The sequence below is a fragment of the Nocardia sp. A7 genome (genome assembly GCF_046549215.1).
GTDB lineage: Bacteria > Actinomycetota > Actinomycetes > Mycobacteriales > Mycobacteriaceae > Nocardia.
Genome location: NZ_JAJPWE010000006.1, coordinates 171,173 through 197,043, shown reverse-complemented (window position 1 = coordinate 197,043; position 25,871 = coordinate 171,173). Strand labels below are relative to the sequence as shown.

Genomic DNA, 25,871 nt, shown 5'->3' with positions numbered 1-25,871 from the left:
TCGGCCCGGGTCAGTGATCGATCACGCGCCCTGCGCACCCACCGGAGGAAAGAGCTTGCCCGTGCCGCCGGAGCGCCGCGCCTGTACCCACCAGGCCAGCTCGACCAGCACGATGCCGATGACACCGCAGACCGCCGCGGCCAGCGTCAGCCGCGGGTTGGACGGGTCGAGCTTGAAGAACTCGCGGGTGAACGGGATCGTGAACAGCGCGACGTAGGCCAGCACCGAGACCGCGATCAGCACCACCTTCCACCACACGTACGGGCGCGCCACCAGCACGAGTACCCACACCGCGATCATGATCAGCGTGATCAGCGCGGTGGTGCCCGCCTGCACCTTCTGCGTTTCCGAGGCTTCCGGTCCGGCGTAGGCGATGAGGTAGGCCACGAACGTCGCGACGCCGATCACCACGCCCGATGGCACCGCCAGGCGCATCACCCGGCCGACGAAGCCGGTGCGGGCGCGCTCGTTGTTGGGTGCCAGCGAGAGCACGAAGGCGGGGATGCCGATGGTGAACCACGCCGCGATGGTGACGTGGCGCGGCAGGAACGGATACCCGATGGGGTCGTAGCCGAATATCTGCGAACCGACGCCCGCGATGCCGACCAGGAACGCCAGCAGCACCGAGTACACGGTCTTGGTGAGGAACAGGTTCGAGACGCGTTCGATATTGCCGATCACCCGGCGGCCCTCCCCCACCACGTACGGCAGGGTCGCGAACTTGTTGTCCAGCAACACGATCTGCGCCACCGCACGGGTCGCCGGGCTACCGGCGCCCATCGCGACACCGATGTCGGCGTCCTTGAGGGCGAGCACGTCGTTGACGCCGTCACCGGTCATGGCCACGGTGTGCCCGCGCGACTGCAGGGCACCGACCATGGCGCGCTTCTGATCGGGACGTACACGGCCGAAGGTGGTTTCGTGATCGAGGACGTCGGCGAGCGCGGCCGGATCGTCGGGCAGGGTGCGGGCATCGACGGCGTGGTCGCCGCCGGGCAGGTCGAGCGAAGAGGCGACCGCGCCGACGGACACGGCATTGTCGCCGGAGATCACCTTGATCGAAACCTGCTGGCTCGCGAAGTATTCGAGGGTTTCCTTGGCGTCGGGACGAACCTTCTGTTCGAGTACGACCAGCGCGGCGGGCTCGACCCGGCCGGGTGCGTCGTCGGCGTCGACCGGGCGGTCGCCGCGCGCCAGCAGCAGCACGCGCAGACCCGAGGAGCCGAGCTCCTCGGCGTGAGCGGCATCGGCGGAGGTGGGATCGAGCAGCACGTCGGCGGCACCGAGCAGCCAATCACCGTGGGCGCCATAGGAAATGCCGCTCCACTTCTTGGCCGAGGAGAACGGCGCGATGGCGGTCTGTGACCAGCCGGGCGAGTCGGGTAGCGCTTCGGCGATGGCCTGGACGCTGGCATTGGGACGCGGGTCGTCGCTCGCGAGCGCGGCCAGCACGGCCTTCACCTGTGCCTCGTCGAACCCGCCGAGCGGTTCGACCTGTGCAAGGCGCATGCCGTTCTCGGTGAGGGTGCCGGTCTTGTCGGCGCACACCACGTCCACGCGCGCCAGACCCTCGATCGCGGGCAGTTCCTGGACCAGGCACTGGCGTTTGCCCAGGCGCACCACACCGACAGCGAAGGCGATCGAGGTCATCAGCACCAGGCCCTCGGGAACCATCGGTACCAGCGCGGCGACCATGCCGGTCACGGCGGGTCGCCACGATTCCCCGCTCGAGACCAGCTGGTTGTAGATGCTGAGCAGACCGGCCGGGATGAGCAGGTAGGTGATGAACTTCAGGATCTTGTCGATACCCGAACGCAATTCGGAGTGCACCAGCGTGAACTTGCTGGCTTCCTCGGCGAGTTTCGCGGCGTAGGCGTCTTTACCGACCTTGGTCGCGCGGTAGGCGCCCGAGCCCGACACCACGAAGCTGCCCGACATCACCGGCGCGCCGACGCCCTTGTCGATCGGGTCGGCCTCACCGGTCAGCAGCGACTCGTCGATCTCGAGCGCGGCGGCTTCGGACACCTCACCGTCGACCACGATCTGGTCGCCGGGGCCGAGCTCGATCAGATCGTCGAGGACCACCTCGCCGGGCGCGACCTGCTCGGCGACGCCGTCGCGGCGCACCGTGGGCTTGGCCTGGCTGACGATCGCCAGCTCGTCCAGGGTCCGCTTGGCCCTGACCTCCTGGATGATGCCGACCGCGCTGTTGGCCACGATGAGCAGCCCGAACATGCCGTCGATGATCGAGCCGGTCGACAGAACGAGCAGGAACAGCACGCCGAGGATGGCATTGATGCGGGTGAGGACATTCGCGCGAACGATCTCCCCGACCGACCGACTCGCCCTGGCGGGGACATCGTTGGTGCGCCCGTCGCGGCGGCGCTCGTCGACCTGTGCGGCGGTGAGCCCGGCGGCCGCGGAATCCTGCACGGATATGGACATGGTCGTCAGATTAGCCGGTCGTATCATGGGATGAATGCAGCGCAGTTCCTCCCCGCCCGGTGTCGTTTTCGGTGCGGGGGCCTACCTCATCTGGGGTTCGTTCGCCGCCTTCTTCGGGCTGCTGGCGTTCGCCTCGCCCGCCGAAGTGGTGGCGCAGCGAATCGTCTGGACACTGGTCGTGGTGCTGGCCGTGCTCACACTGACCGGGCGGCTGAACAAGCTGCGCGGGATCGATGCCAGGACCTGGCGGCTGGCCGCCGCGGCCTCGGCGGCGTTGTCGCTGAACTGGGGTGTGTACGTCTTCGGGGTCACCACCGGGCACATCGTGGAATGCGCGCTCGGCTACTTCATCAACCCACTGGTCACCGTTGCCATCGGGGTGCTGCTGTTCCGGGAGAAACTCACCAGGGCGCAGTGGGTGGCGTTGGGCCTCGGCGCGCTCGCGGTGGTGGTGTTGACCGTCGATTACGGCAGGCCGCCAGTGATCGCGTTGATCCTGGCCGGCTCGTTCGCCACCTACGGGCTGGTGAAGAAGGTGATCCGGCTCGACGCGCTCCCCGGCATCGCGGCCGAGGGCATCGTGGCCGTGCCGTTCGCCCTGGCGTTCCTGATCATCCTGATGGCCACCGGCGGCAGCGAAATGACTTCCAGCCCCGCCCATTTCGGCCTCATGCTCGCCACCGGCCCCGTCACCCTGCTCCCGCTGCTGCTGTTCGCCGTCGCCGCCAAACGGGTCCCACTCTCGACCATGGGCATCCTGCAATACCTCACCCCGGCCCTCCAGATGGCCTGGGGCGTCGCGGTCATGCACGAACCCATGCCCGCCTCCCGCTGGGCCGGTTTCGCCCTGATCTGGACGGCGCTGGCGGTGTTCACCGCCGACGCACTCCTGCGGGGTCGCCGCACCCGGCGGCTCTCGGTGGCCGAGGCGACGGGCGCGACCACGCGGTAGCCCTATTCGGTGTCACATCGGAAGCTCGATTCGGTGTCACACCGGCGTGAATCGCTGGTGGATCACAAGCCGACCGGTAGGCTCGATAGTCGGACAATCGGATAGTGGGCACCCGAAAGGGGTGGATTCTGTGCACGATGCCGGGTACTCGGATCGGGTCGCCGGAGTGCTGGTGGGTACCGCCGCCGGTGACGCGCTGGGGGCGGGCTACGAGTTCACTCATCCGGGGCCGGACACGGTGATCGACATGATCGGTGGCGGGGTGTTCGACTGGGCGCCGGGCGAGTGGACCGACGATACGTCGATGGCTCTCGCCGTCGCGGTAGCCGCTGCCAATGGGCCGGGGATCGATCTCGACGCGGTGGCGGCGGGGTTCGTCTCCTGGTACGACTCGAAGCCGCCGGACGTCGGGAATCAGACTCGAAATGTGTTGTCCGCCAGGCCCTCCTGCGCGCGGGACATGCAGATCGTCGCGATGTCGCTGACGGGGCGGACCGGGGGCAACGGGTCGCTGATGCGGACCGCGCCGGTGGCGTTGGCCTATCTCGATGATGGCGACGAATGTGTCGCGGCGGCGGGGCGGGTCGGGTTGCTCACGCACTACGACGAGAACGCTGTCGAGGCGTGCAAGATCTGGACCTACGCGATCCGGCATGCCGTGCTGAACGCCGATTTCGACGGGGTTCGCGAATACGTCAGCGGCTCAACGCAATCCGCGTACTGGACCGAACGGCTCGACGAAGCGGAGAAGGGCACGCCCGCCGACTTCCCGAACAACGGCTGGGTGGTGCACGCACTGCAGACCGCGTGGTGGGCCATCACCACCACCGACCGATCGACGCCCGAACACCTGCCACGCGCGCTGGAGGCGTGCGTGCGCGCGGGCAACGACACCGACACCACCGCGGCCATCGCGGGCGGTCTGCTCGGCGCCCGCTGGGGAGCCTCCGCCGTACCCGCCCGCTGGCGCGCCGTCCTCCACGGCTACCCCGGACTCACCGGCGCCGACCTTCCCGACCTCGCCCTGCGCATCGCCACCAACTCCCGGTAGAAGTCCGATGACGCGCTGACGGCGACCGGGCAGGCGTGCTGCGCCACCACCGGTGAACCCGACGCCCGGCCTGCGACTACCAGGCGGTGATGACAGGGCCGGGAGTCCATGTGCCCCAGCGGTTGTCGGAGTTGACATCCACCTTCGCGGGAGTGGCGGTGCTGTCGAGGGGGAGGTACTGCTCGAGGGAGCCCCAGTCCCTGTCCCAGTCGTTGTTCAGGTATGTCGGCAGGGTGCGGGCGGTGAAGAGGAGTTGGGTCCAGCCGAGGGGGCCGCCGCCGTCGTGGCCCTGCCACAGGTTGGTGATGGTGGCGCCGTTGCGGTCGGGCAGGATGCGGTATTCGGGGAGCTCGGCGATGCCGTTGTAGGTGGGCATCTGGTTCTGGCACGGGAAGTGCAGTCCCACCGCCCAATCCAGGAGCACCGGCGCCTCGCGGCCCACCAGCGCGCTGAGCGTGGTGGTCTGCGGCATGCGCGGCGGAGTGAGCGCGAGCCACTGGTCGGGGGCGAGGTTCTTGTCGGCGGCGACCAGTCGAACGACATTCGCCTCGGCGGGCACCTGGTCGAGCGGGACACGCAGGTTGCGCCACATCGGGGCGGGGCCGATATCGGTCGGCGCGATCTGGCCGGTCACGGCGACGTCGGCGGCACCCTCGGCCACGGTGCCGTATTCGACGGCGAGTTCCTGGCCGGGGTGGACGATGCCGTCGGCGTCGACCGTGCGGATCCGACCGGCCACCGACATCGCGAGCAGCGGGCCGCGCGGGCCCGCAGGCAGGCGGAACCAGCCCGTTGTCAGCGCGGCCGGTTCCTGGGTGCCGGCGCGGTAGCTACCGAGGACCGGGGTGGTCGCGGGGTCGAGACCGAACGGCAGCTGCAAGGAACCCTGGCGTGATTCCGAGCCTGCCGAGGTCGAGGCATCCCGTAGTTTCTCGGGGTCGTCGGACACCGAATTCGCTTGCCCTGTGGTCGATTCCACCTCATCCGAGGTGAGCACCGGCGCGACACCGTCGGCCCGGAAGCCGGTGGATTCGGTGCCGTTCATGGCAGTGGTCACGTCACCCGACAGCGGCGCGAGCATCGAGGCGTTCGGGTCGGTTTCGACGAGCACCTCGTCGGCCATTCCACACCCACCCGCGAAGGCGGCGGAGAGGTTGGAGCCGGCCAGGGAGTACGCGGGGTACTGGGCGACGGTGGCCTTGGCGAACGAGGCCACTTCGAACAGCACCATCATCGCGGCGGCGATCGCGAGGACGGGCACCCCGGCGAACCGCCCCACCTCGGCCTTCGGCTTCAGATTCGGGTGAACGTGGAACCACGCCGCCACCGCGAGCGCCAGCAGGGTCATACCGACGAACAGGGTCGAAACACCGTACCCGGCGACCGTCGGCGGCTTGTCCCACCAGGGGATTCCCCACGAGGAGACGTACCAGTACCCGTTGGCACCGACCCATGTCATGGCGAGGGTGAAGAAGACACCGGCGGCGAACAGCGCGCGATTACGCATCGGCCGCAGGACATCCGAGCTCACCGCGACCGCGGTCACCGCGGCGACACAGGTGGCCAGGCCCGCGAACACACCGAACTGGTGGGTCCACTTGGTGGGCGAGAACATCATCAACACCATGGCGGCGAGGGTGATGCCGAGCATGCGCCGGACCGGGCCGACCGCGGTGCCGGGAATGTGACCGCCGCGGCGCAGCAGGACGGCGGTGCAGACGATGAGCCCGATCAGCATCACGAAGACACCGAACCGCCTGGTCAGCCAGCCATCGGCGTTGAGCTGCAGCAGATATTGGTAGCGCAGGAATTCGAAGAACCAGGACTCCCCCGGCCCGATCACGTTGTGCACGGCGAACATCTCCCGCACACCGGCGAAGGTCCGGTCGGCGAAGACGACGGTGAGCACCACCGTGCCCGCGGCCAGGATCGGCAGCAATTGCGCCAGGTAGCCCACCGACTTCGACCGCGCCACGATCATCGCCGTGACCACGCGCGCACCGGCCACCAGCGCGCCGAGACAGATCAGGCCCGACGGTGCACCGGTGAGCGTGAAGGCGGCCACGATCACCGCGACGGCGAACGGCACGAGTCGCCGGGTCGCGATCGCACGTTCGACCGAGACCCAGGTGACCAGCACACCCAGCGCCACAACGAATTCCGCGCGCAGACCGTTGTTGTAGGGCAGCCAGAAGGCCAGGAAGACGAAGGCCGCGGTCCAGGTGGCGACACGCTCACGACGCACCGCGACGCCGAGTCGGGGCAGCACTTCGCGGCTGATCAACCACCAGGTGAGCACGCCCGCGCCGAGGGCGGGCAGGCGCACCAGCGGGCTGACCGCGGAGATGTGGGTGAGCCAGCCGATGATGTCGACGTAGGGGGTGTAGAACGGCCCCTCGTCGACGCTGAACCAGCGGTAGTAGTTGGACATGTTGCCCGAACTGCGCGCACCCCTTGCCATCCCGAGGATGTAGCCGTCGTCGGAGGTGTTGGCGCCGATGAAATGCCAGACGAGCAGCACCGAGAACACCAGCCAGTCGACCGGGCGCAGCCGCCACCAGCGTTGCGGCAGGAATCGGCGCGCCGAACGGCCGTCGAGGGCGTCGAGGCGGTGCAGGGCGAACAGCGACACCGCCGTCGCCAGCAGGCACAGCACGATCGCGGCCAGTTTGAGCCAGGTCGGGGACGACGTGTAGCGGGCGTCGACGTCGACGCGCACCGCGAGATCCGCGGGGGCGGCGCCGGTCAGCTCGCTGAATACGCCGACCACCTGGGGACGCAGATCGGCGGCCACCGCGGCGCCTTCGCCGAGCCCGGTGGTGGTGACCGAGGATTGCTGCGCGGTGATCGCGATCGTCAGCGCGCAGGAGCGATCGAGCACCTCCGCGAGCGGGGCCGTCCACACCAGCGTCGAGCGCGAGACGACGTCCACCCGGCCGGGACGTTCGGCGGTATCGGCGACGACTTTGACGACGAAGCCGTACTTCTCCATGTCGGCCGACTGCCGCGGCACGGTCGAGACCGCGACGCCACCGGCGGCCGCGAGGGAACTCAACGCCGCACACGGCACCGTGGCGGACATGGCAGCGGGCGCGTAGGCGACGAGCGGCGATTCGACCGCGGCGGGTGAACCCTGCTGGGGCCAGGAGACCGTCGCGGCGTCGACCCGGACGGGCAGGAACGGGATCACCGCGGCACTGAGTATGCCGATCAGTCCCGCGACGATCGCGACGAGGCGCGCCCACCCCGGGCGATCACGTCGTGCCGGCTCCGACACATCCTTGGGCGGATGCCCCTGCCGCACGATCGTCTCTACCACGGGGCCCGATAGTAGCCGCGCCACCGACAGCGGGCGAAACACGTCTCGACTCGCACGCGAAAGCCCCGTTCGGAAGCTTCCGAACGGGGCTGGAGCGAGAGATCAGGGGCAGGCGACCGAGGTCTGACCCAGGTTGGTCATCATGCCGCAGGCCCACGACTTCTGAACCTTCCACTTGCCCTCTTCGGCCACGAACGGCACGTCGACGACGTTGGTCTGCCCGTTGACCGTGAAATTGGCCTTGGCGTTGACACTGTCACCGAAGGAGGTCACCTCGGTGACCTGCACCACGACATTGGCGTCCGACGCGGCCTGGGCCAAGCGGTTCGGCAGCTCGGGGTCGGCCTCGCCACCCTGGACGAAGTCCAGCTTCTGGTCGTTGGGGATCGACGGGTCCAGCGCGGTGTTGAGCTGCTCGTTGAGCTGTTCCACGGTCGGCACGGGCGGCAGGTCCGCGGCAGCCGGTGCCGACGCCTTCGCGCTGGTGGTGGTTTTGGCGGCGGGCTTGTCACCCTTGTCGTCGCTGCACGCGCTCAGGCCGAGGGCGGCGACCACGGCCAGTCCGGCGATCGCTACACGTCCGGTCGTACGAAGCTTCAACTGCTCGTCCTTTGCGTTCGAGGTGGGAGTGAATCCATCGCGGTAGCCGAGGCTACTCCTCAGGCGAGGCTGGCCAGCGGATCGGCCCGTGTCAGCCCCGTGTCGTCGGCTGGAAAGGTACGCGCCGCACCGGGACCTGTCGAGCTGGTCTCGAAACGCACGGTCACCACGCCGTAGCCCGCACCCTGCACCCAGCCGTGCCCGAAATCCGGGTGATTCACGTCCATTCCCGGAAACCACAGTCCCGCAGGCAGTTTCGACTGTTCATCCGGTGGCGGCGCGGTGTCGGTGACGGTACCGAGATCCTCGGGCACGGCCTGGTCGAGTTCGGGGAACAACGATTCCTGACGCACCAGCGACAATCCGCCGTAACCGACGCCGACCAGCCGGATCGGGCCGAGCTCGGCGGGGTCGATCGCGGAGCGCTGCGCGGCCGCGGCCAGGGTGGTCAGGTCGGCGGTGGCGTAGGGCAGGGTGAACGACCTGGTCACGATGCCCATATCGGACTTCTTGAGTTTGAGGACCACGGTGCGCGCGGCGCGGCCGTCGCGTTCGAGCCTGCGATGCGCCGACGCGGCCATCGCGGTGACGGCGGCGCGCAGGTCGACCATGGTGACGATGTCGCGCTCGTAGGTGTTCTCGGCGCTGATCTGTTTGGCCTCGGCGCGTTCGGCGACCGGGCGGTCGTCGATCCCGCGCGCGAGCCGGTGCAGGGCGGCGCCCGTGCTGCCGCCCAGGATCGACGCGGCCTCCGATTCCGGCAGCGCGGCGAACGCGCCGACCGTCTCGATACCGAGGCTGCGCAGCCTGCTCTCGGCGACCGGGCCGATCCCCCACAGCTTGCGCACGGGCAGCGAGGCGAGCAGCTCACCCTGCTCGGCGGGTGAAATGACCCGCATCCCATCGGGTTTCGCGAGGCCGGACCCGATCTTGGCGAGTTGTTTCCCGGTCGCCGCGCCGATCGAGGCTGTGAGCCCGGTCTGCGCGCGGACGAGAGCGCGCAGCATCACGCAATAGTCCTCGACCTGCGTGACACTCGCGCCTGCCAACTCGGCCGGTTCGGCGAACGCCTCGTCGAACGACAGCGTCTCCAGCACCGGAACGCAACTGCGCAACGTGTCGAACACCTGCCCGCTCAGCACCGAGTAGAGCGCCCCGCGTGGCGGCACGACCACCGCCGACACCCCGATCAAGCGCCGGGCCTGATGCATCGGCATGGCCGAGCGCGCCCCGTAGACCCGAGCCTCGTAGCTGGCGCCCGCGACCACACCGCGCTGACTAGCCCCGCCGACCAGGACCGGACGGCCACGCAGCGTGGGTCTGGTCAACTGCTCTACCGAGGCGAAGAAGGCGTCCATATCGATGTGCAGCACCCAGCGCCGGGCGGTCACCGCCGCATCGGGCCTGGCCGGGGCACCGGCGGCAGGAGTGTGGGTGCGCACGAGGCGCAATCTACGCCGGGCCACCGACAATTCCTCGACCCCGTTCCCCACCGTGGCACACCGATCACACAGGCAGATATGTGATGATCGAGGGATGAAGATCCGCAAGGCTGTCATTCCGGCGGCGGGAATCGGCTCCCGGCTGCTTCCGCTGACCAAGGCGACGCCGAAGGAGATGCTGCCGGTCGGCGACAAACCGGTCATCGAACACACGGTGCGTGAACTGGTGGCCTCCGGGATCACCGACATCACCATCGTGGTGAGCAGCGGCAAGTCGCTGATCCAGGATCACTTCCGGCCGAATCCGGCACTGGTCGCACAGCTGCGCGCCGACGGCAAGTCCGCCTACGCCGATGCCGTGGAGGAGGTCGGTGAGCTCTCCCGCGAGGGTCACATCACCTATCTCGACCAGCACGGCCCGTACGGCAACGGCACGCCGGTGCTCAACGCGGCACGCCACCTCGGCGACGAACCGATGCTGGTGCTGTGGCCCGACGACGTGTTCGTCGCCGAAGTTCCCCGCGCCCAGCAGCTGATCACCGCCTACGAATCGACCGGGTGCCCGGTGTTGGCGCTGCTGCCGATGTCGCCGGGTGAATCGCAGCGCTACGGTGTGCCGGTGGTGCGCGAGGACCTCGACGACGGGCTGCTTCGCATCTCCGGCCTGATGGAGAAGCCCAAGCCCGAAGACGCGCCGTCGGCCTTCGCGGCGATCGGTGGGTACGTGGTGACCCCGGGCATCATCGATGAACTGCGCACCCAGACCGAGAACTGGTACACCCACCAGACCGGCGAGGTGTACCTGACCGACGCGATCAACAACTACGCCACCGAGCACGCGGTGTACGGCCAGGTCATCCAGGGTCGCTGGTACGACACCGGCAACCCGGCCGACTACCTGGTAGCCCAGTTCGCCTCGGCCCTCGCCCACCCAGAATACGGCCCGCTACTGCGGCAGCTGGTGGACGAGAACTAGAACCTTCTGATCGCGAAGATGTCGAATTCGCGTAACGGGTGCAGGCCGACGGGGACGCCCCAGTCGTGGGCGTCGAGGAGTTGGCCCCCACCTGCGTAGATGCCGACGTGGGAACCGTCGCCGTTGAGGATGACGACGTCGCCGGGTGCCAGTCCGCCGAAGGTGACCGGGAGTCCGACTTTCGCCTGTTCCCAGGTGGTGCGCGGCAGAGTGACGCCGACCTGCCGGAACGCCCACTGGACCAGCGCCGAGCAGTCCCAGGAGTGCGGGCCCATGGCGCCCCACTCGTAGGGTTTGCCGAGCTGGGTCATGGCGGCGGTGAGTGCGCCGATGCCGGTGGCGCTTGGCAGCGGGATCATGCCGGAGCCGCTGGAACTGCCTGTCGACGAACCCGATTCGCCCGAGCCCGACGCGCTGCCCGGCTGCGCAAACGCCGGCCCCGCGAGGGTGAGGGTCGTGGTGATGGTGGCGACAAAGCCGAAGGCCATACGTCTCGAGAGTTTTCGCTTCATGTGCGCGCCCTTCCTCACGGCCGGGAGCTAGGCCTCCGGCTGGTCGGCTATCGGGCGGCATCGCCTGATCCTCGGGTGAGCCACCCACTGATCCGGTGTCCACGCCGAGGTACTGAGACCTTGGCACGACACCGTTTCCACAGGACAATCGTCACGAGCAGTCACTGCCGCCTCAGCGGTTCCCTGCGCATCAGCAGTAACATCACGATTCTGCCGGAGAAGTTCGCCGATGTCACAATGTTCAGCAACTTTTCAGCATCTTTTCGCGCACACTCAGGCGATGAGCGTCAATGCCGCGCGAATACCGGCGCGCACCGTGTCGTTGTCACCGACGCCGCCACTGATGGTGACGCCGTCGCGGGTGAGAAGTAGGGCGCGGGCCGCGTAGTCGGGGGCGGCATGGCCGCCCGCACGGAGGTGTTCGGCCATGAGTTCACGGAACCAGGTGCGATAGTCGTCGACCACGAGACGGACCGGGTGTGCCGGGTTGGGGAACTCGACGGCAGCGTTGAGGAAGGGGCAGCCACGGAAGCCGGGGCCGCAACTGATGTCGCTGAGCGTGTCGAAGATGGTGGTGATGGTCGCGAAACCCTCGCCCGGCACCGATTCCAGCGCGTCGCGCTGACGCGCGTACTCCCGCTGCAAATAGGCGACTACCAGGTCTTCTTTGGTTTTGAAGTGCCGGTAGAACGTAGCCTTGGCGATGCCGGCCTCGGCGATGATCCGGTCGATGCCGACAGTGTGCACGCCCTCGGTATAGAACAACCGAGTAGCGGTTTCGAGTAGACGATCACGGGCGACACTCACCCCTTGACAATACCAGACAGACCTGTCTACTCTCAGCAGCAAGAAAGTGCACAGACAAGTCTGTCTAGGAGGACACCATGGCTCCCATCTACACCGCGATCGCCACCTCGGTCGGCCGCGACGGCCGTTCGTACACCGATGACGGCGTGCTCGATCTGACGCTCGCCCGCCCCAAGGCAATGGGTGGCGACGGCGCGGGCACCAACCCGGAGCAGCTCTTCGCAGCCGGCTATTCGGCTTGTTTCGCGAGCGCGCTGCAGTTGGTCGCCAAGCGGATGAAGCTCGATGCCGACGACGCGTCGGTGACGGCCGAGGTCGGTCTGAATCCGCTCGAGGGCGGCCGCTTCGGCCTCTCGGTGGTACTGCGCGTGGAACTGCCCGAGCACCTGCACAACGAGCAGGGCCAGCAGTTGATCGAGACCACCCACCAGGTGTGCCCGTACTCCAATGCCACCCGGGGCAACATCCCGGTGGAACTGGTTGTCGAGTAACAGTCGACGAAATAGGAAAGGTCCGGGCACTGAATGCCCGGACCTTTCTCAGCTGCAAACACCTAAACCTTGGCGACCGAAACCTTCACGCCGCCCGTGATCTCGGCGGCATCGACACCGGCGTCACCGAAAGTCAGTGCGGTGGCGAGGATTTCCCCGGCGATCAGGTCGCGATGGGTCGCGGCCCACTGCGCCCGCTCGGCAGGGACATCCAGGACCACGCTGATCCGGTCGGACACCGCGAGACCCTGCGACTTACGGGTCTCCTGCAGGTCGCGGATGAGGTCGCGGGCCCAGCCCTCGGCCTCCAGCTCCTCGGTGACCACCGAGTTCAGCACCACCAGTCCGGCATTGCCGGGCAGGGCGGCGGTGGACTCGGGTTCGGCGGCCACCAGGCGCTGGGTGTACTCCTCGGGCAGCAGGGTGATCCCCGCGGCGGTGACGACACCGTCGGCGGACTCGCTCCACTCCCCCGCCTTGACGGCCTTGATCACCGTCTGGACCTGCTTACCGATGCGCGGGCCGGCGGCGCGCGCGTTGACGACCAGTTCGAACCGGCCGTGCGCGGACACGTCGGTGGTCAGGTCGACCTTCTTGACGTTGACCTCGTCGGCGATCAGCTCGGTGAACGGCGCCAACCGCTCGGCATCGGCCGCGGCGATGGTGACCTCGGCCAGTGGCAGTCGCACCCGCAGGTTCTGCGCCTTGCGCAGGCTCAGCACGGTGGAGCAGACCACCCGCACCTCGTCCATCGCGGCGACGAGTTCGGGATCGTGTGGCAGCTCGGTCTCGGTCGGCCAGTCGGTGAGGTGCACCGAACGTTCGCCGGTGAGCCCACGCCAGATCACCTCGGTGATCAGCGGCAGCAGCGGCGCGGCGAGGCGGGTGACCACCTCGAGGACCGTGTGCAGGGTGTCGACCGCGTCGCGGTCCTCGGACCAGAACCGCGAACGCGACCGGCGCACATACCAATTGGTGAGCGCGTCGGCGAAACCACGCAGTTCGTCGGCGGCACCGGCGATGTCGTAGGTTTCCAGCGACTCGGTCACCACGTCGCGGGTGACCGCGAGCTTGGCGAGGATGTAGCGATCGAGCACGTTCGGCGAATCCGTGCGCCGTACACCGGGCTTCGAGGCGTAGAGCTGCAGGAACGTCCACGCGTTCCACAGCGGCCGCATCGCGTGGCTCACGCCTTCGCGGATGCCACGCTCGGTGACGATGAGATTGCCACCGCGCAGGATGGGCGAACTCATCAGGAACCAGCGCATGGCGTCGGAGCCGTCGCGATCGAAGACCTCGTTGACGTCGGGATAGTTACCCTTCGACTTCGACATCTTCAGGCCGTCGTCACCGAGCACGATGCCGTGCGCGGCAACGGTTTTGAACGACGGCGAGTCGAACAGCGCCGTCGAGAGCACGTGCAGGGTGTAGAACCAGCCACGCGTCTGCCCGTTGTACTCGACGATGAAATCGCCGGGGAAGTGGCTGTCGAACCACTCCTTGTTCTCGAACGGGTAGTGCACCTGGGCATAGGGCATCGAGCCCGACTCGAACCAGCAGTCGAGTACCTCGGGTACCCGGCGCATGGTCGAATTCCCGGTCGGGTCATCGGGATTGGCGCGGGTGAGGTCGTCGATGTAGGGGCGGTGCAGGTCGGTGGGACGCACGCCGAAGTCGGCTTCGAGCTGGTCCAGCGATCCGTAGACGTCCACGCGCGGGTACGCCGGGTCGTCGGAGACCCAGACCGGGATCGGGCTGCCCCAGTACCGGTTTCGGCTGATGTTCCAGTCGCGCGCGCCCTCGAGCCACTTGCCGAACTGGCCGTCGCGGATGTGCTCGGGCACCCAGCTGATCTGCTGATTGAGCTCGACCATCCGGTCGCGGAACTTGGTCACCGCGACGAACCACGACGGCACGGCCATGTAGATCAACGGCTGACCGGAGCGCCAGCTGTGCGGGTAGGAGTGCTCGATCGTCTCGTGCCGCAACAGCTTGCCGGCGGCCTTGAGGTCCTTGATGATCACCGGATTGGCGTCGAACACCATCAGGCCCTCGTACGGCGGCACCATCGAGGTGAACTTGCCCGCCGGGTCGAGTGGCTGGACGATCTCGATGCCGTTGGCTCCTGCCACGTCCATATCCTCTTCACCGAAAGCCGGTGCGAGGTGGACGATTCCGGTACCGGAGTCGGTGGTGACGTAGTCGGCGGTGAGTACGCGGTGCGCGTTCGGATGGCCGACGAAGAAGTCGAACGGCGGGGCGTAGGACAGGTCGGACAGGGCGGCGCCGTCGTACTCACCGAGCACCTCGGGCTCCTCGCCCAGTTCGCGGCTGTAGTGCGAAAGACGTTCGGCGGCGAGCAGGTAACGCTTGTCGTCGGTACCGCGCACGTGCACGTAGCGCACGTCGGGGTGCACCGCGATCGCGAGGTTGGACGGCAGGGTCCATGGCGTGGTGGTCCAGATCAGCGCGTTCGCGCCGTCGAGGGCCGCGAAGGGGTGCTCGGCGGGGACGCTCAGACGCATGTCGACGGTGACCGCGGGGTCCTGACGCATCTTGTACGCGTCGTCGAGGCGGGTCTCCTGGTTCGACAGCGGCGTCTGCTCGTACCAGCTGTAGGGCAGCACGCGGAAGCCCTGATAGATCAGGCCCTTCTCGTGCAGCGACTTGAACGCCCACATGACCGACTCCATGAAATCGAGGTCGAGGGTCTTGTAGTCGTTGTCGAAGTCGACCCAGCGGGCCTGCCGGGTGACGTATTCGCGCCACTCGTTCGTGTACCGCAGCACCGACGACTTACAGGCGGCGTTGAACTCGGCCAGGCCCATCTCGTCGATCTGCGCCTTGTCGGTGATGCCGAGCTGCTTCTCGGCCTCGATCTCGGCGGGCAGGCCGTGGGTGTCCCAGCCGAAGCGGCGGTCGACCTTCTTGCCACGCATCGTTTGGAAGCGCGGGATCAGGTCCTTGACGTAGCCGGTCAGCAGGTGGCCGTAGTGCGGCAGGCCGTTGGCGAAGGGCGGTCCGTCGTAGAAGACGAACTCGGCTTCCCCGTCGCGGTTGTCGATGCTGGCGCGGAAGGTGTCATCGCGAGCCCAGTAGTCGAGCACCTGGGTTTCGAGCTCCGGGAAGGACGCGCCCGCGGCCGCGCCGAAATCGACCCGGGGGTATGCGCTACCGGTAGTTGTCTCGTCCGCCATCGCGGATTGCTCCTCGTGCCGCCGCGCCGTCGGCGCGGAATGTGGGCACGGGGACGATGTCGGCGCCGGTGCGCCGTACCGCGGTACCACCCCGTTTGCCTGATCCACTCCCTACGGAAGGGGCCAGGCCTCTCGTTGTGTGAGCTGTGACGGGCTCACCCGTTCGGTTCTACTGAGCGCGAAGCGCCGTTCTTCCGAAGGCTCCCCGGTGATAGCCGGATCAGCGCCATGTGTACTTCGATTCTAGCCGGACGCGTCCAGCCGATATTTCGCGCCGGCTCAGTTCCGCCGGGCGTGTCGGCCGGGTGGGACAGGTTCGCTCTCCGGTTTCCGGGTGACCAGTGCGCTCACGAGCAAACTCGCGGCACCGACAACACAGATCAGAATGCACCCCCACGCCCACACCACCGAACCGGTGGCGAGCGCTGCGACCAGCAGTCCGAAACCGATCGCCGCGAGAACAAGCGTTAAGACGAGCATGCTGACTCCCAAGCCAACCGAGCAGCCCGAAAATAGCTGGGCATTCCCGAATCACGCGACGCGCTGCGTCGCGCGACTCGGAAACCAGTTTACTTGGCGCCCTTGGCGAAGGAAGCCGGAGCCAGACTGTTGGCCGAACCGTTGGTTTCGCCCGCGAACTCGCCGCCGTCGACCGGCACGGCCGACCCACGGTTCTCGAGCTCTTCCAGCTGCGATTCCAGGTAGGACTTCAGGCGCACGCGGTACTCGCGCTCGAAGGTCTTCAGCTGCTCGATGCGGCTTTCCAGCACCGTGCGCTGCTGGGTGATCGTGGCCATGATCTCGGCATGCTGACGCTCGGCATCGGCGGTGAGCGCCTCTGCCTTGTCCTTGGCCTGCCGGATCTGGGTGTCGGAGCGGTTCTGCGCGTCGGCCAGCATCGCGTCGGACTTCTGACGCGCGTCGGCGATCATCGCTTCCGAGCGGGTGCGGGCGTCGCCGACCAGTCGCTCGGAGTTTGCCCGCGCGTTCGAGAGCAGTCCCTCGGACTCGGTCTTGGCGTCGGTGGTGAGACGGTCTGCCATCTCCTGCGCCAGGGTGAGCACCTTCGCGGCCTGCATGTTCGCGTCCGGGCCGTTGTTCTGCACCGGTGCCGCGACGGGCATCGGGGCGGGCGGCGCGGCCGGAATCGGCTGCGGAACAGGTTCTGGTATGGGCGGTGGAGCCTGCTGGACAGGCGCCTTGGCCGCGTTGACCGGGGCCGGGCCGCGGTTCTTCTTGGCGTCGGCCAGCTCGGTGTCGAGTTCGGCGACCCGCTGACGCAGGTCGGCGTTCTCCTCGATCAGGCGCGAAAGCTCCTGTTCGACGAGATCCAGGAAGGCATCGACCTCGTCCTCGTTGTAGCCGCGCTTACCGATCGGCGGTTTGCTGAACGCGACGTTGTGCACATCGGCAGGAGTCAGCGGCATCGAAGGATCCCTTCACGCGTCTTTTGGAGAACTAGCAAGCGGTCTTCTCGATTCATTGTGTCACACGGAGGTCACGGGCTGCCCGAGCCTACCCACGATCGACATCAGGATGAAGACGAGGAAGAGCAGGACCATTATCGAAAGATCGAGACGAATCCCCCCAAGATTCACAGGAGGTATCAACCGCCTCAGAAGTTTCACCGGAGGGTCGGTAACAGTGAAGATCGCCTCGAGGACGATCACCACTACACCGGTCGGGCGCCAGTCGCGCGCGAAACTGCGAATGAACTCCACGATCACCCGACTGATGAGCAACAGCCAGAAGATGAAAAGCACGAGGTACAGAACCGCGAACAGGGCCACGGCTTCACTCTGCCGCAAAACACCCGGCGCGCAAAATGGCCGCGCCGCGCAGTGCGCGGGCGGCCATCTCGGTACCGAGTGCGCGGACGCTATTTCTGGTTGTAGAAGCCGTTTTCCGCGATCCGGCGGCGTTCTTCCGCCGATACGTCGACATCGGCGGGTGAGAGCAGGAACACCTTCGTCGCCACCTTGTCGAACGAACCACGCAGCGCGAACGCGAGCCCGGCCGCGAAATCGACCAGCCTTTTCGCATCCGCATTGCTCAGATCGACCAGATCCATGATGACCGGATTTCCTTCGCGGAACCGTTCACCGATGATCCTGGCCTCGCTGTAGTCGCGCGGACGCAGCGTGGTGATCTTGGACAAGGGACCTCCGTCCTCGAAGATCCCAGGACGCCGTGCGGGCGCGGGCTCGGGGCGCATGCGCTCCTCCAGCCTGCGCTCCTCGGCGTCGGGATCGACCGCGAGCGCACCACGAGTGGAGCCACGCATACCGGGTGCGACACCGCCTGCCCGGAAGGACCGGCCCGACGACGGCGCCGTTTCGATCCTGGTGGGGCGACGCGGCGTCTCGTAGCGATCGTCGGCGTAGGTGTCGGCGACGTAGTCGTCGCGACGCGCCTGGTAGGCCGACTTGTAGGCCGGCTGTGGGAAGTCGTCGACCTCGTCCTCGAAACGGTCGGAGCCGTAACGGTCGTCGGCATAGCGGTCGTAGCTGCGCGGGCGGACGCGGCCCACGCGCTCCTCGGCACCGCGAGGGGCATGATCGTCGACATAGTCGTCTTCGTACTCATCGAGCGGAACCATGCCGAAGTACGCCTTGAACTTATGCAGGGTACTCATCTGGTCGACCTTCCTTCGGCCCCGGTGGCGGCCGGGTGTTGAAGTTCTTGCTCAGCGCCTCTTCGGCCCAATCGTATGTGTCGAATGTGACTGGTGAGGTTTCTTTGCTACGCCGAGGTTATCGGTCGGATGCCCATCAAGGCAGTTCCGACACGCACGCACGTCGAACCGTGTTCGACCGCAATCTCCAAATCACCCGACATACCTGCGGAAAGCTCGGTGGCTTCGGCGTGTTGCGCGAGCAGCGAAGTGTGCAATGTCGCAAGATTCGCAAACGACACATCAGTCGGGGTGTCAAGGGGCGGAATCGCCATCAGACCGGCCAGATGCAGGCCCGGCGCCTTCGCTACCAGGTCGGCCAAGGCGAGCAGATCGGCGGGTGCGACACCCCCGCGTCCAGGATCCGCATCCAAGCTCACTTGCAGCAGGACGCGCAGCGGCGCGATACGCTCGCCGGCTGCCAGTGCGTCCTGCGCGGCTCTGTCCAGGGCGTTTGCCAGACGTTCGCTGTCGACCGAGGCCACGGTGTGCGCCCAGCGGGCTACCGCGCGTGCCTTGTTGCGTTGTAAACGGCCGATCATGTGCCACGCGACATCGTCGTAGGCGAGTTCGTCGACCTTCGCCGAGGCTTCCTGCTCGCGGGACTCGCCGAATTCGCGTCGGCCGAGGGCGTGCAGGATGGCGACATCGGCGGCCGGGAAGAACTTCGTCACCGGGAGCAGGTTGACCGAACCCGCCGGGCGACCCGCGGATTCGACCGCGGCGTCGATGCGGGCGAGCAGGCCGTCGAGACGGGCCGAGAGTTCCGCGGTGCGGGCGGCGTCTGCCGCGATGTCGGTCGTCACGCGGCGGGGTCCATCCAGATCACACCGGCGATGCGGCCGGTGGGGGCACCGCGGCGGTGGCTGAACAGGGTTTTGTCCTCGATGGTGCAGCGGGGGTCGACGGCGATTCCGGCGACACCCGCCTCGGTGAGCTGTCGGCGGATGCCCGCGCGCAAGTCGAGACCGGGGGTTTTGCGGACGGTCGTGGTCGCACTGCCCGGCAGGTGGGCTTCGACATCAGCGCGCATGGCGGCCGGGACCTCGTACTGGCGGCCCGAGGCGGCGGGGCCGAGAAACGCGCCGATGCGATCGACCCGGGCGCCGACCGAGACCATCGCGTCGAGGACTCGCCCTACGATGCCGATCCTGGCGCCGATACGGCCCGCGTGGACGGCAGCGATGACGCCCGCCTCGTCGTCGGAGAGCAGGATCGGCACGCAGTCGGCGGTGAGCACCACCAGTGCCAGGCCCGGCACGGTCGTGACCAGCGCGTCGGTCACCGGGACCGGTTCGGCGCGCGGCCCGTCGACGATCTCGACAGTGCGCCCGTGCACCTGCTCCATCCACACCAGCCGGTCCGGGCGCAGACCGATGCCATCGGCCAGCCGAATCCTGTTGCGGCGCACAGCTTCCGGATCGTCACCGACGTGGTCACCCAGGTTGAACGAGTCGTAGGGCGCGGCGGAGAAGCCACCGGTGCGAGTGGTGGTCACCCGGCGGACGGTCACGGTAGGAGGTGCGGAAGTCATGGTTCGAGGGTAGTGCGGTCACGGTGCCGGACAGCCATCGCGGTCACACCGCGGCCGCCGCGGCGTCGAGTTCGCCGAGCTTGCGAGCGATTCCCGCGCGACCGGTCAGATCCAGTTTTCGCAGGACTCGGCTGAGGTGGTCCTCGACGGTGCGTGGGCTGAGATAGAGATGCTCGGCGATGGCCTTGTTGGTGTGGCCGTTGGCGGCCAGATCGGCGATCTCGCGTTCGCGCTTGGTCAGGGTGGTAGGGGTGCCCACCCGCTGGGCGCCCGCGAGTCGGCGTTGTTCGGTAGTCACCTCGTCGAGCAGGCGGGTGGCGCCGGTGGCGAGGAAAACCGCACGCGCGCAAGCGAATCGGCTCGTCGCGGCGCCGAAATCGCCACACCTGCCCGCGATGACACCGGCGAACAACTCGGCCTGCGCCCGATTCACGACCATCCCGGCACGGGTGAACGCCGCGATCGCCACCTCGACACTCGCTGCCGCCGCGGCCACGTCGCCGGCCGCCGCGGCGTAGTCGGCGCGCGCCAACGCAGCCGCGCCGACCTGACTGCCCAGGCAGTCGACGTTGCCGTCCACTGGGGCCGCTCCCTCGGTACCCGCATCTGCCCGGTCCGATGTGACGGACGAGTCACCCACACCGACTGCGGCATCGTGGGTACGGGTGCGGCTCGCGGCGGTGGCTGCTTCGGCTCGGGTGATCAGGGCGGCGGCGGTGGCGAGGTCGCCCGTGGCTATGGCGGCATGGGCGGCTCGGGAGAGCTGGGTCGGCGTGAAGGGGCCGGGGCGGTCTCGGTCGGGTTCGACTGTCGGAGGTGGGAGTCGCAGGGTACGGGCGGTTTCGGTGAGTGTGGTCTCCACTACCTGGCGCCACCAGCGCATGGTGGGGCGTGGGAGGGCGGCGACGGTGTGCCACTGCGTGGTGACCGCTTCGGGTGGGGCAGTCAGTTGGAGGGTGCGCAGTTTCAGTGCGCCGGCCAGGGCGAGCAGGTCCGGATAGTGGAAGGTGGTCGCGGCGTCGGTGGCTTCGTCGGCGGCGGCGACGGCGTCGTGGAGGCGGCCCAGTTTGGCCAGTGAGTAGGCGCGGACCGTGTGGAGTTCGGCCAGCGCGTAGGTACGGCCGAAGCGGTGGGTCACCGCGATCGCGCGGTCCAGGTGGTGCAGACCGTTCGCATCACGGTCGAGGAAGTACGCGCACCAGCCGAAGGCAGGGGCGGCGTGCACTACTTCGCGCAGAGCGGTGTCGGTGAGCTGGTCGAAGGCGTGGTGGCAGCGCTCATAGAGCGGAGCGGCCTCGGCGATTCGCGCATCGGCGAGCAGGCCGAGGCAGCGCAGAGCCAGCGCGGCGGCGCGGATGGCGGGGTCGTCGATGGCGTCGGAGTCGAACAGCGCGGTGAGGCGGGCCGCGCCTTCGACGTCTTGGTGGTCCTGCATCTCCAGGATGGCCAGTTCCAATTGCACCGGGCCGTCGCCGGGGCGGCGGGGCAGCGTGGCACCGACGCCGAGCAGCGTTCTCGCCCGGCCGACGCGGCCGAGCATCCGTGCGCAGCGAGCCGACAACAGCAGCGCTTCCAGTTGATGCGGACCTGCGGTGGCCGCGGCCACCTGGAGGGTCTGCCCCGCCTGTTCGGCCGCACCGGACAGCAATTGGGCCCGGCCCGATGACACGGCGTCGGCCAGCGGGTGGGCGAGCGCGGGGGCGATGCGCGCGGCGGCCGCGAGCCAGCGCGCGCTCGCCGCTGGTGCGTCGGCCAGCACCTGCTCGGCGGCCAGTCGCAGCTCCGCACCGGCGATCTCGTCGGCGCCGAGCAACGCGTGCTCGAGATGCCGTGCGCGCACCGGCATCGGTGCCTGGCGCGCACGCAGAACGATCGCCGCGCGCCGGTGGGCCAACGCTCGCCAGCCGTGCCCGGCCAGGCGATACGCGGCAGTGCGAATCAGCGGGTGGGCCACCGACACCGCGCCGTCGAGCACTGTGAGGACCCCACGCCCGACCAGCCCATCCACTCCCGACACCACTGAAAGCTCATCGAGGTCCACCGTCGCACACAGCAATTCGAGGTCGACCGCCACACCACAGACGGCAGCGGCCTGCACGATCAGGCGCTCGGTTTCCGGCAGTTGGGCGAGTTCGGCGCGAATGGTCCGGTCCAGCGCCGCATACCCGTTCGACGCGGGATCGGGGGCGCCGACACCGCGCGGTGCCCGGCCCTCGCCTGCTTCCGACGCGGGATCGAGGTCGTCGCCACCCAGCACGCGGTCGAGTTCACGGGCGGGGAGATCGGCGAGCAGTGTCAGATACAGCGGATTGCCGTGGGAGGCACTGAACAACCTGGCCCGCCGATGCCGATCCTCGCGCGGCAACAACTCATCGACCTCGGATTCGGTGAGCGGCGGCACCCGTACCTGCGCGGTTCGCACCCGAGGTGCCCGCGTCAACCGGGCGATCGACGGTGGACAGCCGCCTTCGCGAAAGGCGAGCAACAACCGGAATCCCGGCGTCGGCCGGTTCCGGATCAGAAAGGCCAGCAGCCGCACCGACTCCGGATCAGCCCACTGGAGATCGTCGACGACGAGCATGGTCTGCCTCGCGCCGAGCACCCGCCGCAGCCGGCGAGCACGGTCGACATCGACCGAGTGGCCTTCGGGCTGTGTGGCACCGCGACCGGCCGCCCCCACTGTCGCGACGATGCCCGACGGTGCGTCCACGACCGCGGCGCCGTCGTCATCGGTCGCGCACTCGCCTACCTGCTCGACGATGTCGTCGGCTAGGTAGCCCGGTTGAGCCTGGGCGTCTTCGACTCCGGTCACCATCACCACCCGCCCGGAGACCGCGCCGGCGAACTCGGCGATCAAGCGGGACTTGCCGATACCCGCGGGGCCGTCGACCAGTAGCAACCAGGGCGCGTCGGGGCCGGTGAACGTCGTGGTCAGCGCGGCTAGTTCGGTGGCGCGACCCACGAAGGCGCGTTCGAACATGGCACTCCGTACTCACTGGCGATCTCGGCCGTCGGAGCGGCCGGATCAGAGCTTAGCGGCTACCACCGAACGAAAATACCGTGATTTCCCGGATGCTCGCGGGGGCGCGGTCGGGTTGGGTGGTCGGGGCCGACACCGCCGAAGGGTCAGCGGTGCGGTTCTGCAGAAAGAAGGTTCGCATGACGTTCACCGGCAAGGGAATGGTTTCGCGGTTCTCGCTCGCACTGCTGGCGGTCGCGGCACTCGGTGCCGCGGGTTGCTCGGCCGTGGACAAGGTCACCGATGTGGCCAAGGACGCGAGCAAGTCCGATACCGCCCGCTCGAAGGTCGGTGAGTGCATCAACGTGATCTCGGCGTCGATGATCGACTCCAAGACCGAGCCCGTCCCCTGCTCGGCCGAGAATGCCGTCTACCAGGTCGTCCAGGTGCACGACAAGAAGGTCGAGTGCCACGAGGACTACACCTCCTACGAGGAGACCTTCGGCAGCGGCGGCACGGTCGCGTTCCTCTGTCTCGCCCCGAATTTCACCGAGGGCAGCTGCTACAACGAGGGCATGATGACCGGCTACAAGTTCGTGCCGTGCACGGCCCCCGAAGCCAGCTTCAAGGTCGTCTCCCGCGTCGACGGCCAGGTCGACGAGCAACTGTGCGGCGAGGACGCCGACCAGGTGCTGGTGGTCAATGATCCGAAGATCACCTACTGCCTCGGCAGCGCCAAGGGCTGATCCCGCGCACCACGCGAAAGCGCCCGAACTCGACAGGAGTCGGGCGCTTTCGCGTGTGTGAGTGCTTATCGACGCATGAAGATGGGAATATCGATGTCGTCGTCATCGTCGCCGTCGTCACGTGGCGAGGAGTTGTTGACCTCGTTCATCGCCCGTTCGGTGACCCGCTGCCGCTCCGACTCCCGGTAACGCTCCGTGTCGCGGTAATTCGGCGCCGCGGCCCGACCACCGGACACCCCGGCCGTGGCGGGCTCGGTGGGACGCGACGGGGCCTCGGAGGAGCGTCCCTGGCCGATCTCGCCCGCGCGGCCGGAACCGATCGGGTTCGCCCCGGTCCGGCTGGTCGTGACCGCGCTGGCCTCAGAACTTCGCCGCGACGGACCGCCGCCGTCGAAACCGGCGGCGATGACGGTGACCCGCACTTCGTCGCCGAGCGAATCGTCGATGACCGTACCGAAGATGATGTTGGCCTCGATGTGGGCCGCCTCCTGCACCAGCGAGGCTGCCTCGTTGATCTCGAACAGACCGAGATCGGAGCCGCCCGCGATCGAGAGCAGCACGCCGTGCGCGCCGTCCATGGAGGCTTCCAGCAGCGGCGAGTTGATCGCCGTCTCGGCCGCCTTCACCGAACGACCCTCACCGCGCGCCGAGCCGATGCCCATGAGCGCCGATCCGGCACCGGACATCACGCTCTTGACGTCGGCGAAGTCGACGTTGATCAGACCGGGGGTGGTGATCAGGTCGGTAATACCCTGAACACCGTTGAGCAGCACCTCATCCGCGGAGCGGAAGGCGTCCATCAGACTCACCGCCGCGTCGCCCAGCTGCAGCAGCCGGTCGTTCGGAATGACGATGAGGGTGTCGCACGACTCGCGAAGCAGGTTGATCCCTACTTCGGCCTGGTTCCCGCGCCGCTTGCCCTCGAAAGAGAACGGCCGGGTGACGACTCCTATAGTCAACGCGCCCAGCTTGCGGGCGATGCTGGCGACGACGGGTGCGCCACCGGTTCCGGTGCCACCACCCTCGCCCGCCGTGACGAAGACCATGTCGGCGCCCTTGAGCACCTCTTCGATCTCGTCCTTGTGGTCTTCTGCGGCCTTGCGGCCGACTTCCGGATCGGCTCCGGCACCGAGACCTCGGGTGAGTTCGCGACCGACATCGAGTTTGACGTCGGCATCACTCATCAGCAGGGCTTGCGCGTCGGTATTGACCGCGATGAACTCGACTCCCTTGAGTCCCTGTTCGATCATTCGGTTGACGGCGTTCACGCCGCCGCCGCCGATACCGACGACCTTGATCACTGCAAGGTAGTTGTGCGGGGGCGTCATGGGCTCTCGCCTTCCTTCGATCTTAAACCCTCAACCTCAACCATAGGGTTGGCGTTATGTCAAGTATCCGACTGCTGCGGAACGCTATTCGCAGCCACTGCGATCGCGGCGCAGGCGCGCCGAGATGAGAGCCAGAATCTTGTGCCACAAAGAATGTCGCTCACTTTACCGTGACCAGATTCGGACTCGAAACGTCGAACACGGTCCCCTCACGGGTCAGGAGCGGCAACACGACGGCAGCTTTGCGCTCGCCGTCGCCCGTGCCGCCCCACACTACCTTCCTGCCATCGCGAAGGCTCAGCGAGACGTCCGAAATCGACCGCGCGACAACCTCGCCCACCTGCACCGACAGCGCGGGCGGCAGGGTGACCAGCACCTCGACGGCCGCCCTGGCCGCCGCAGGGCCGGTGAAAGAGCCCTCGGTGAGCAGTTTCGGCACCCCGATGGGCGGTTCGGGTTCGATCGCGAATTCGACGCTCTCCGCGTCGACCAGGTGCGCGCCGTCCGGTGCGTCGAAATACACCACCGGTGTGCGCTCCACGACGGTGACCAGCACCGTCGAGGGGAATTTGCGTTGCACCCGGACCGAGCGCACCTTCGGGATCGCGGCGACGCGCTGGGCGATCGCGGTGGTGTCGATGCGCAGCATCGAACGGCCGTCCGGAATTTCGAGCCGAGCGCGCACGTCGACCTCCGGCACCGCGGACAGGCCGTCGATACGCACGGTGCGCACCGACAGCGCCGGGGTGAACCAGGCCAGCACCACCAGCAGGCTCACCACGACCACTCCGACCACCGTCCAGAGACGGTAGCCGTGCCACCCGCGCGCGGCGGGCAT

General features: G+C 67.8%; 21 protein-coding genes. 5 read left to right on the top strand and 16 right to left on the bottom strand.

The genetic code is table 11. The features are described 5' to 3' along the window. Window positions 1–21: 21 nt before the first annotated feature. Window positions 22–2,445: a cation-translocating P-type ATPase gene (locus ACLJPD_RS29755; RefSeq protein ID WP_410876512.1), complete on the bottom strand. Its 2,424-nt coding sequence runs from the start codon at window positions 2,443–2,445 to the stop codon at window positions 22–24. 34 nt (window positions 2,446–2,479) lie between these two features. Here ACLJPD_RS29755 and rarD point away from each other — a divergent pair, with 34 nt between their 5' ends. Then, window positions 2,480–3,397, top strand: coding sequence for an EamA family transporter RarD (gene rarD / locus ACLJPD_RS29750; protein ID WP_410876511.1), 918 nt, complete (start codon window positions 2,480–2,482; stop codon window positions 3,395–3,397). A gap of 121 nt (window positions 3,398–3,518) precedes the next feature. Further along, the gene (locus ACLJPD_RS29745) at window positions 3,519–4,448 is read left to right on the top strand and encodes an ADP-ribosylglycohydrolase family protein (protein WP_410876510.1); all 930 of its coding nucleotides are present in this window, start codon (window positions 3,519–3,521) and stop codon (window positions 4,446–4,448) included. A 76-nt stretch (window positions 4,449–4,524) separates the two neighbouring features. Here the strand turns inward: ACLJPD_RS29745 and ACLJPD_RS29740 are convergent, their stop codons facing one another. The 3 genes from ACLJPD_RS29740 to ACLJPD_RS29730 all read right to left on the bottom strand — a co-directional run bounded on the left by ACLJPD_RS29740 (window position 4,525) and on the right by ACLJPD_RS29730 (window position 9,725). Further along, window positions 4,525–7,767, bottom strand: coding sequence for an arabinosyltransferase domain-containing protein (locus ACLJPD_RS29740; protein ID WP_410876509.1), 3,243 nt, complete (start codon window positions 7,765–7,767; stop codon window positions 4,525–4,527). A 102-nt stretch (window positions 7,768–7,869) separates the two neighbouring features. Then, window positions 7,870–8,367, bottom strand: coding sequence for a hypothetical protein (locus ACLJPD_RS29735; protein ID WP_410876508.1), 498 nt, complete (start codon window positions 8,365–8,367; stop codon window positions 7,870–7,872). A gap of 59 nt (window positions 8,368–8,426) precedes the next feature. Then, window positions 8,427–9,725, bottom strand: a complete 1,299-nt coding sequence (locus ACLJPD_RS29730) for a DNA polymerase IV (RefSeq protein ID WP_410876566.1) — start codon at window positions 9,723–9,725, stop codon at window positions 8,427–8,429. A gap of 178 nt (window positions 9,726–9,903) precedes the next feature. On the opposite strand from ACLJPD_RS29730, the gene ACLJPD_RS29725 reads away from it, so the two are divergent. Further along, window positions 9,904–10,785 (top strand): UTP--glucose-1-phosphate uridylyltransferase, encoded by an 882-nt coding sequence (locus ACLJPD_RS29725; RefSeq protein WP_410876507.1) that lies wholly within the window; start codon window positions 9,904–9,906, stop codon window positions 10,783–10,785. Here ACLJPD_RS29725 and ACLJPD_RS29720 read toward each other — a convergent pair. Both ACLJPD_RS29720 and ACLJPD_RS29715 read right to left on the bottom strand, forming a co-directional pair. Then, complete coding sequence (locus ACLJPD_RS29720) at window positions 10,782–11,297, bottom strand: C40 family peptidase (protein WP_410876506.1); 516 nt, start codon at window positions 11,295–11,297, stop codon at window positions 10,782–10,784. The two genes, ACLJPD_RS29725 and ACLJPD_RS29720, sit on opposite strands and share 4 nt — an antisense overlap. A gap of 273 nt (window positions 11,298–11,570) precedes the next feature. Beyond that, entirely contained in the window at window positions 11,571–12,104 is a 534-nt protein-coding gene (locus tag ACLJPD_RS29715) for a TetR/AcrR family transcriptional regulator (protein WP_410876505.1), read from the bottom strand. Between the two features lie 77 nt (window positions 12,105–12,181). Here ACLJPD_RS29715 and ACLJPD_RS29710 point away from each other — a divergent pair, with 77 nt between their 5' ends. Further along, the gene (locus ACLJPD_RS29710; protein ID WP_410876504.1) at window positions 12,182–12,595 is read left to right on the top strand and encodes an organic hydroperoxide resistance protein; all 414 of its coding nucleotides are present in this window, start codon (window positions 12,182–12,184) and stop codon (window positions 12,593–12,595) included. Window positions 12,596–12,657: 62 nt separating this feature from the next. Here ACLJPD_RS29710 and ileS read toward each other — a convergent pair whose 3' ends face one another. The 8 genes from ileS to ACLJPD_RS29670 form a co-directional block, all read right to left on the bottom strand. Beyond that, window positions 12,658–15,792 carry an isoleucine--tRNA ligase gene (gene ileS / locus ACLJPD_RS29705; RefSeq protein ID WP_410876503.1) on the bottom strand — a complete coding sequence of 1,045 codons (3,135 nt, stop codon included), beginning with the start codon at window positions 15,790–15,792 and terminating at the stop codon, window positions 12,658–12,660. A 279-nt stretch (window positions 15,793–16,071) separates the two neighbouring features. Continuing rightward, on the bottom strand, window positions 16,072–16,272 hold the full coding sequence (locus ACLJPD_RS29700) for a hypothetical protein (protein ID WP_410876502.1): 201 nt from the start codon (window positions 16,270–16,272) through the stop codon (window positions 16,072–16,074). A gap of 89 nt (window positions 16,273–16,361) precedes the next feature. Then, window positions 16,362–17,219 (bottom strand): DivIVA domain-containing protein, encoded by an 858-nt coding sequence (locus tag ACLJPD_RS29695; protein WP_410876501.1) that lies wholly within the window; start codon window positions 17,217–17,219, stop codon window positions 16,362–16,364. Window positions 17,220–17,279: 60 nt separating this feature from the next. Continuing rightward, window positions 17,280–17,582, bottom strand: a complete 303-nt coding sequence (locus ACLJPD_RS29690; protein WP_067459304.1) for a YggT family protein — start codon at window positions 17,580–17,582, stop codon at window positions 17,280–17,282. Window positions 17,583–17,671: 89 nt separating this feature from the next. Beyond that, the gene (locus tag ACLJPD_RS29685) at window positions 17,672–18,427 is read right to left on the bottom strand and encodes a cell division protein SepF (protein WP_410876500.1); all 756 of its coding nucleotides are present in this window, start codon (window positions 18,425–18,427) and stop codon (window positions 17,672–17,674) included. A gap of 107 nt (window positions 18,428–18,534) precedes the next feature. Then, window positions 18,535–19,272 carry a YggS family pyridoxal phosphate-dependent enzyme gene (locus ACLJPD_RS29680; protein ID WP_410876499.1) on the bottom strand — a complete coding sequence of 246 codons (738 nt, stop codon included), beginning with the start codon at window positions 19,270–19,272 and terminating at the stop codon, window positions 18,535–18,537. Continuing rightward, window positions 19,269–20,000, bottom strand: a complete 732-nt coding sequence (gene pgeF / locus ACLJPD_RS29675) for a peptidoglycan editing factor PgeF (protein WP_410876498.1) — start codon at window positions 19,998–20,000, stop codon at window positions 19,269–19,271. Before pgeF ends, ACLJPD_RS29680 begins: the two co-directional genes overlap by 4 nt. 43 nt (window positions 20,001–20,043) lie before the next feature. Then, window positions 20,044–22,980: an AAA family ATPase gene (locus tag ACLJPD_RS29670; protein ID WP_410876497.1), complete on the bottom strand. Its 2,937-nt coding sequence runs from the start codon at window positions 22,978–22,980 to the stop codon at window positions 20,044–20,046. A 179-nt stretch (window positions 22,981–23,159) separates the two neighbouring features. Here ACLJPD_RS29670 and ACLJPD_RS29665 point away from each other — a divergent pair, with 179 nt between their 5' ends. Continuing rightward, entirely contained in the window at window positions 23,160–23,705 is a 546-nt protein-coding gene (locus tag ACLJPD_RS29665; RefSeq protein WP_410876496.1) for a hypothetical protein, read from the top strand. A 65-nt stretch (window positions 23,706–23,770) separates the two neighbouring features. Here the strand turns inward: ACLJPD_RS29665 and ftsZ are convergent, their stop codons facing one another. Together ftsZ and ACLJPD_RS29655 are read right to left on the bottom strand one after the other, a co-directional pair. Continuing rightward, on the bottom strand, window positions 23,771–25,033 hold the full coding sequence (gene ftsZ, locus ACLJPD_RS29660; RefSeq protein WP_410876495.1) for a cell division protein FtsZ: 1,263 nt from the start codon (window positions 25,031–25,033) through the stop codon (window positions 23,771–23,773). A 160-nt stretch (window positions 25,034–25,193) separates the two neighbouring features. Next, window positions 25,194–25,871 (bottom strand): cell division protein FtsQ/DivIB, encoded by a 678-nt coding sequence (locus ACLJPD_RS29655; protein ID WP_410876494.1) that lies wholly within the window; start codon window positions 25,869–25,871, stop codon window positions 25,194–25,196.

Coding starts and splice junctions, on each gene's coding strand:
- rarD (WP_410876511.1), top strand. CDS start 2,480: ATGCAGCGCAGTTCCTCCCCGCCCGGTGTCGTTTTCGGTGCGGGGGCC.
- ACLJPD_RS29725 (WP_410876507.1), top strand. CDS start 9,904: ATGAAGATCCGCAAGGCTGTCATTCCGGCGGCGGGAATCGGCTCCCGG.
- pgeF (WP_410876498.1), bottom strand. CDS start 20,000: ATGACTTCCGCACCTCCTACCGTGACCGTCCGCCGGGTGACCACCACT.
- ACLJPD_RS29710 (WP_410876504.1), top strand. CDS start 12,182: ATGGCTCCCATCTACACCGCGATCGCCACCTCGGTCGGCCGCGACGGC.
- ACLJPD_RS29720 (WP_410876506.1), bottom strand. CDS start 11,297: ATGAAGCGAAAACTCTCGAGACGTATGGCCTTCGGCTTTGTCGCCACC.
- ftsZ (WP_410876495.1), bottom strand. CDS start 25,033: ATGACGCCCCCGCACAACTACCTTGCAGTGATCAAGGTCGTCGGTATC.
- ileS (WP_410876503.1), bottom strand. CDS start 15,792: ATGGCGGACGAGACAACTACCGGTAGCGCATACCCCCGGGTCGATTTC.
- ACLJPD_RS29670 (WP_410876497.1), bottom strand. CDS start 22,980: ATGTTCGAACGCGCCTTCGTGGGTCGCGCCACCGAACTAGCCGCGCTG.
- ACLJPD_RS29755 (WP_410876512.1), bottom strand. CDS start 2,445: ATGTCCATATCCGTGCAGGATTCCGCGGCCGCCGGGCTCACCGCCGCA.
- ACLJPD_RS29665 (WP_410876496.1), top strand. CDS start 23,160: ATGACGTTCACCGGCAAGGGAATGGTTTCGCGGTTCTCGCTCGCACTG.
- ACLJPD_RS29695 (WP_410876501.1), bottom strand. CDS start 17,219: ATGCCGCTGACTCCTGCCGATGTGCACAACGTCGCGTTCAGCAAACCG.
- ACLJPD_RS29655 (WP_410876494.1), bottom strand. CDS start 25,871: ATGCCCGCCGCGCGCGGGTGGCACGGCTACCGTCTCTGGACGGTGGTC.
- ACLJPD_RS29730 (WP_410876566.1), bottom strand. CDS start 9,725: ATGGACGCCTTCTTCGCCTCGGTAGAGCAGTTGACCAGACCCACGCTG.
- ACLJPD_RS29700 (WP_410876502.1), bottom strand. CDS start 16,272: ATGCTCGTCTTAACGCTTGTTCTCGCGGCGATCGGTTTCGGACTGCTG.
- ACLJPD_RS29685 (WP_410876500.1), bottom strand. CDS start 18,427: ATGAGTACCCTGCATAAGTTCAAGGCGTACTTCGGCATGGTTCCGCTC.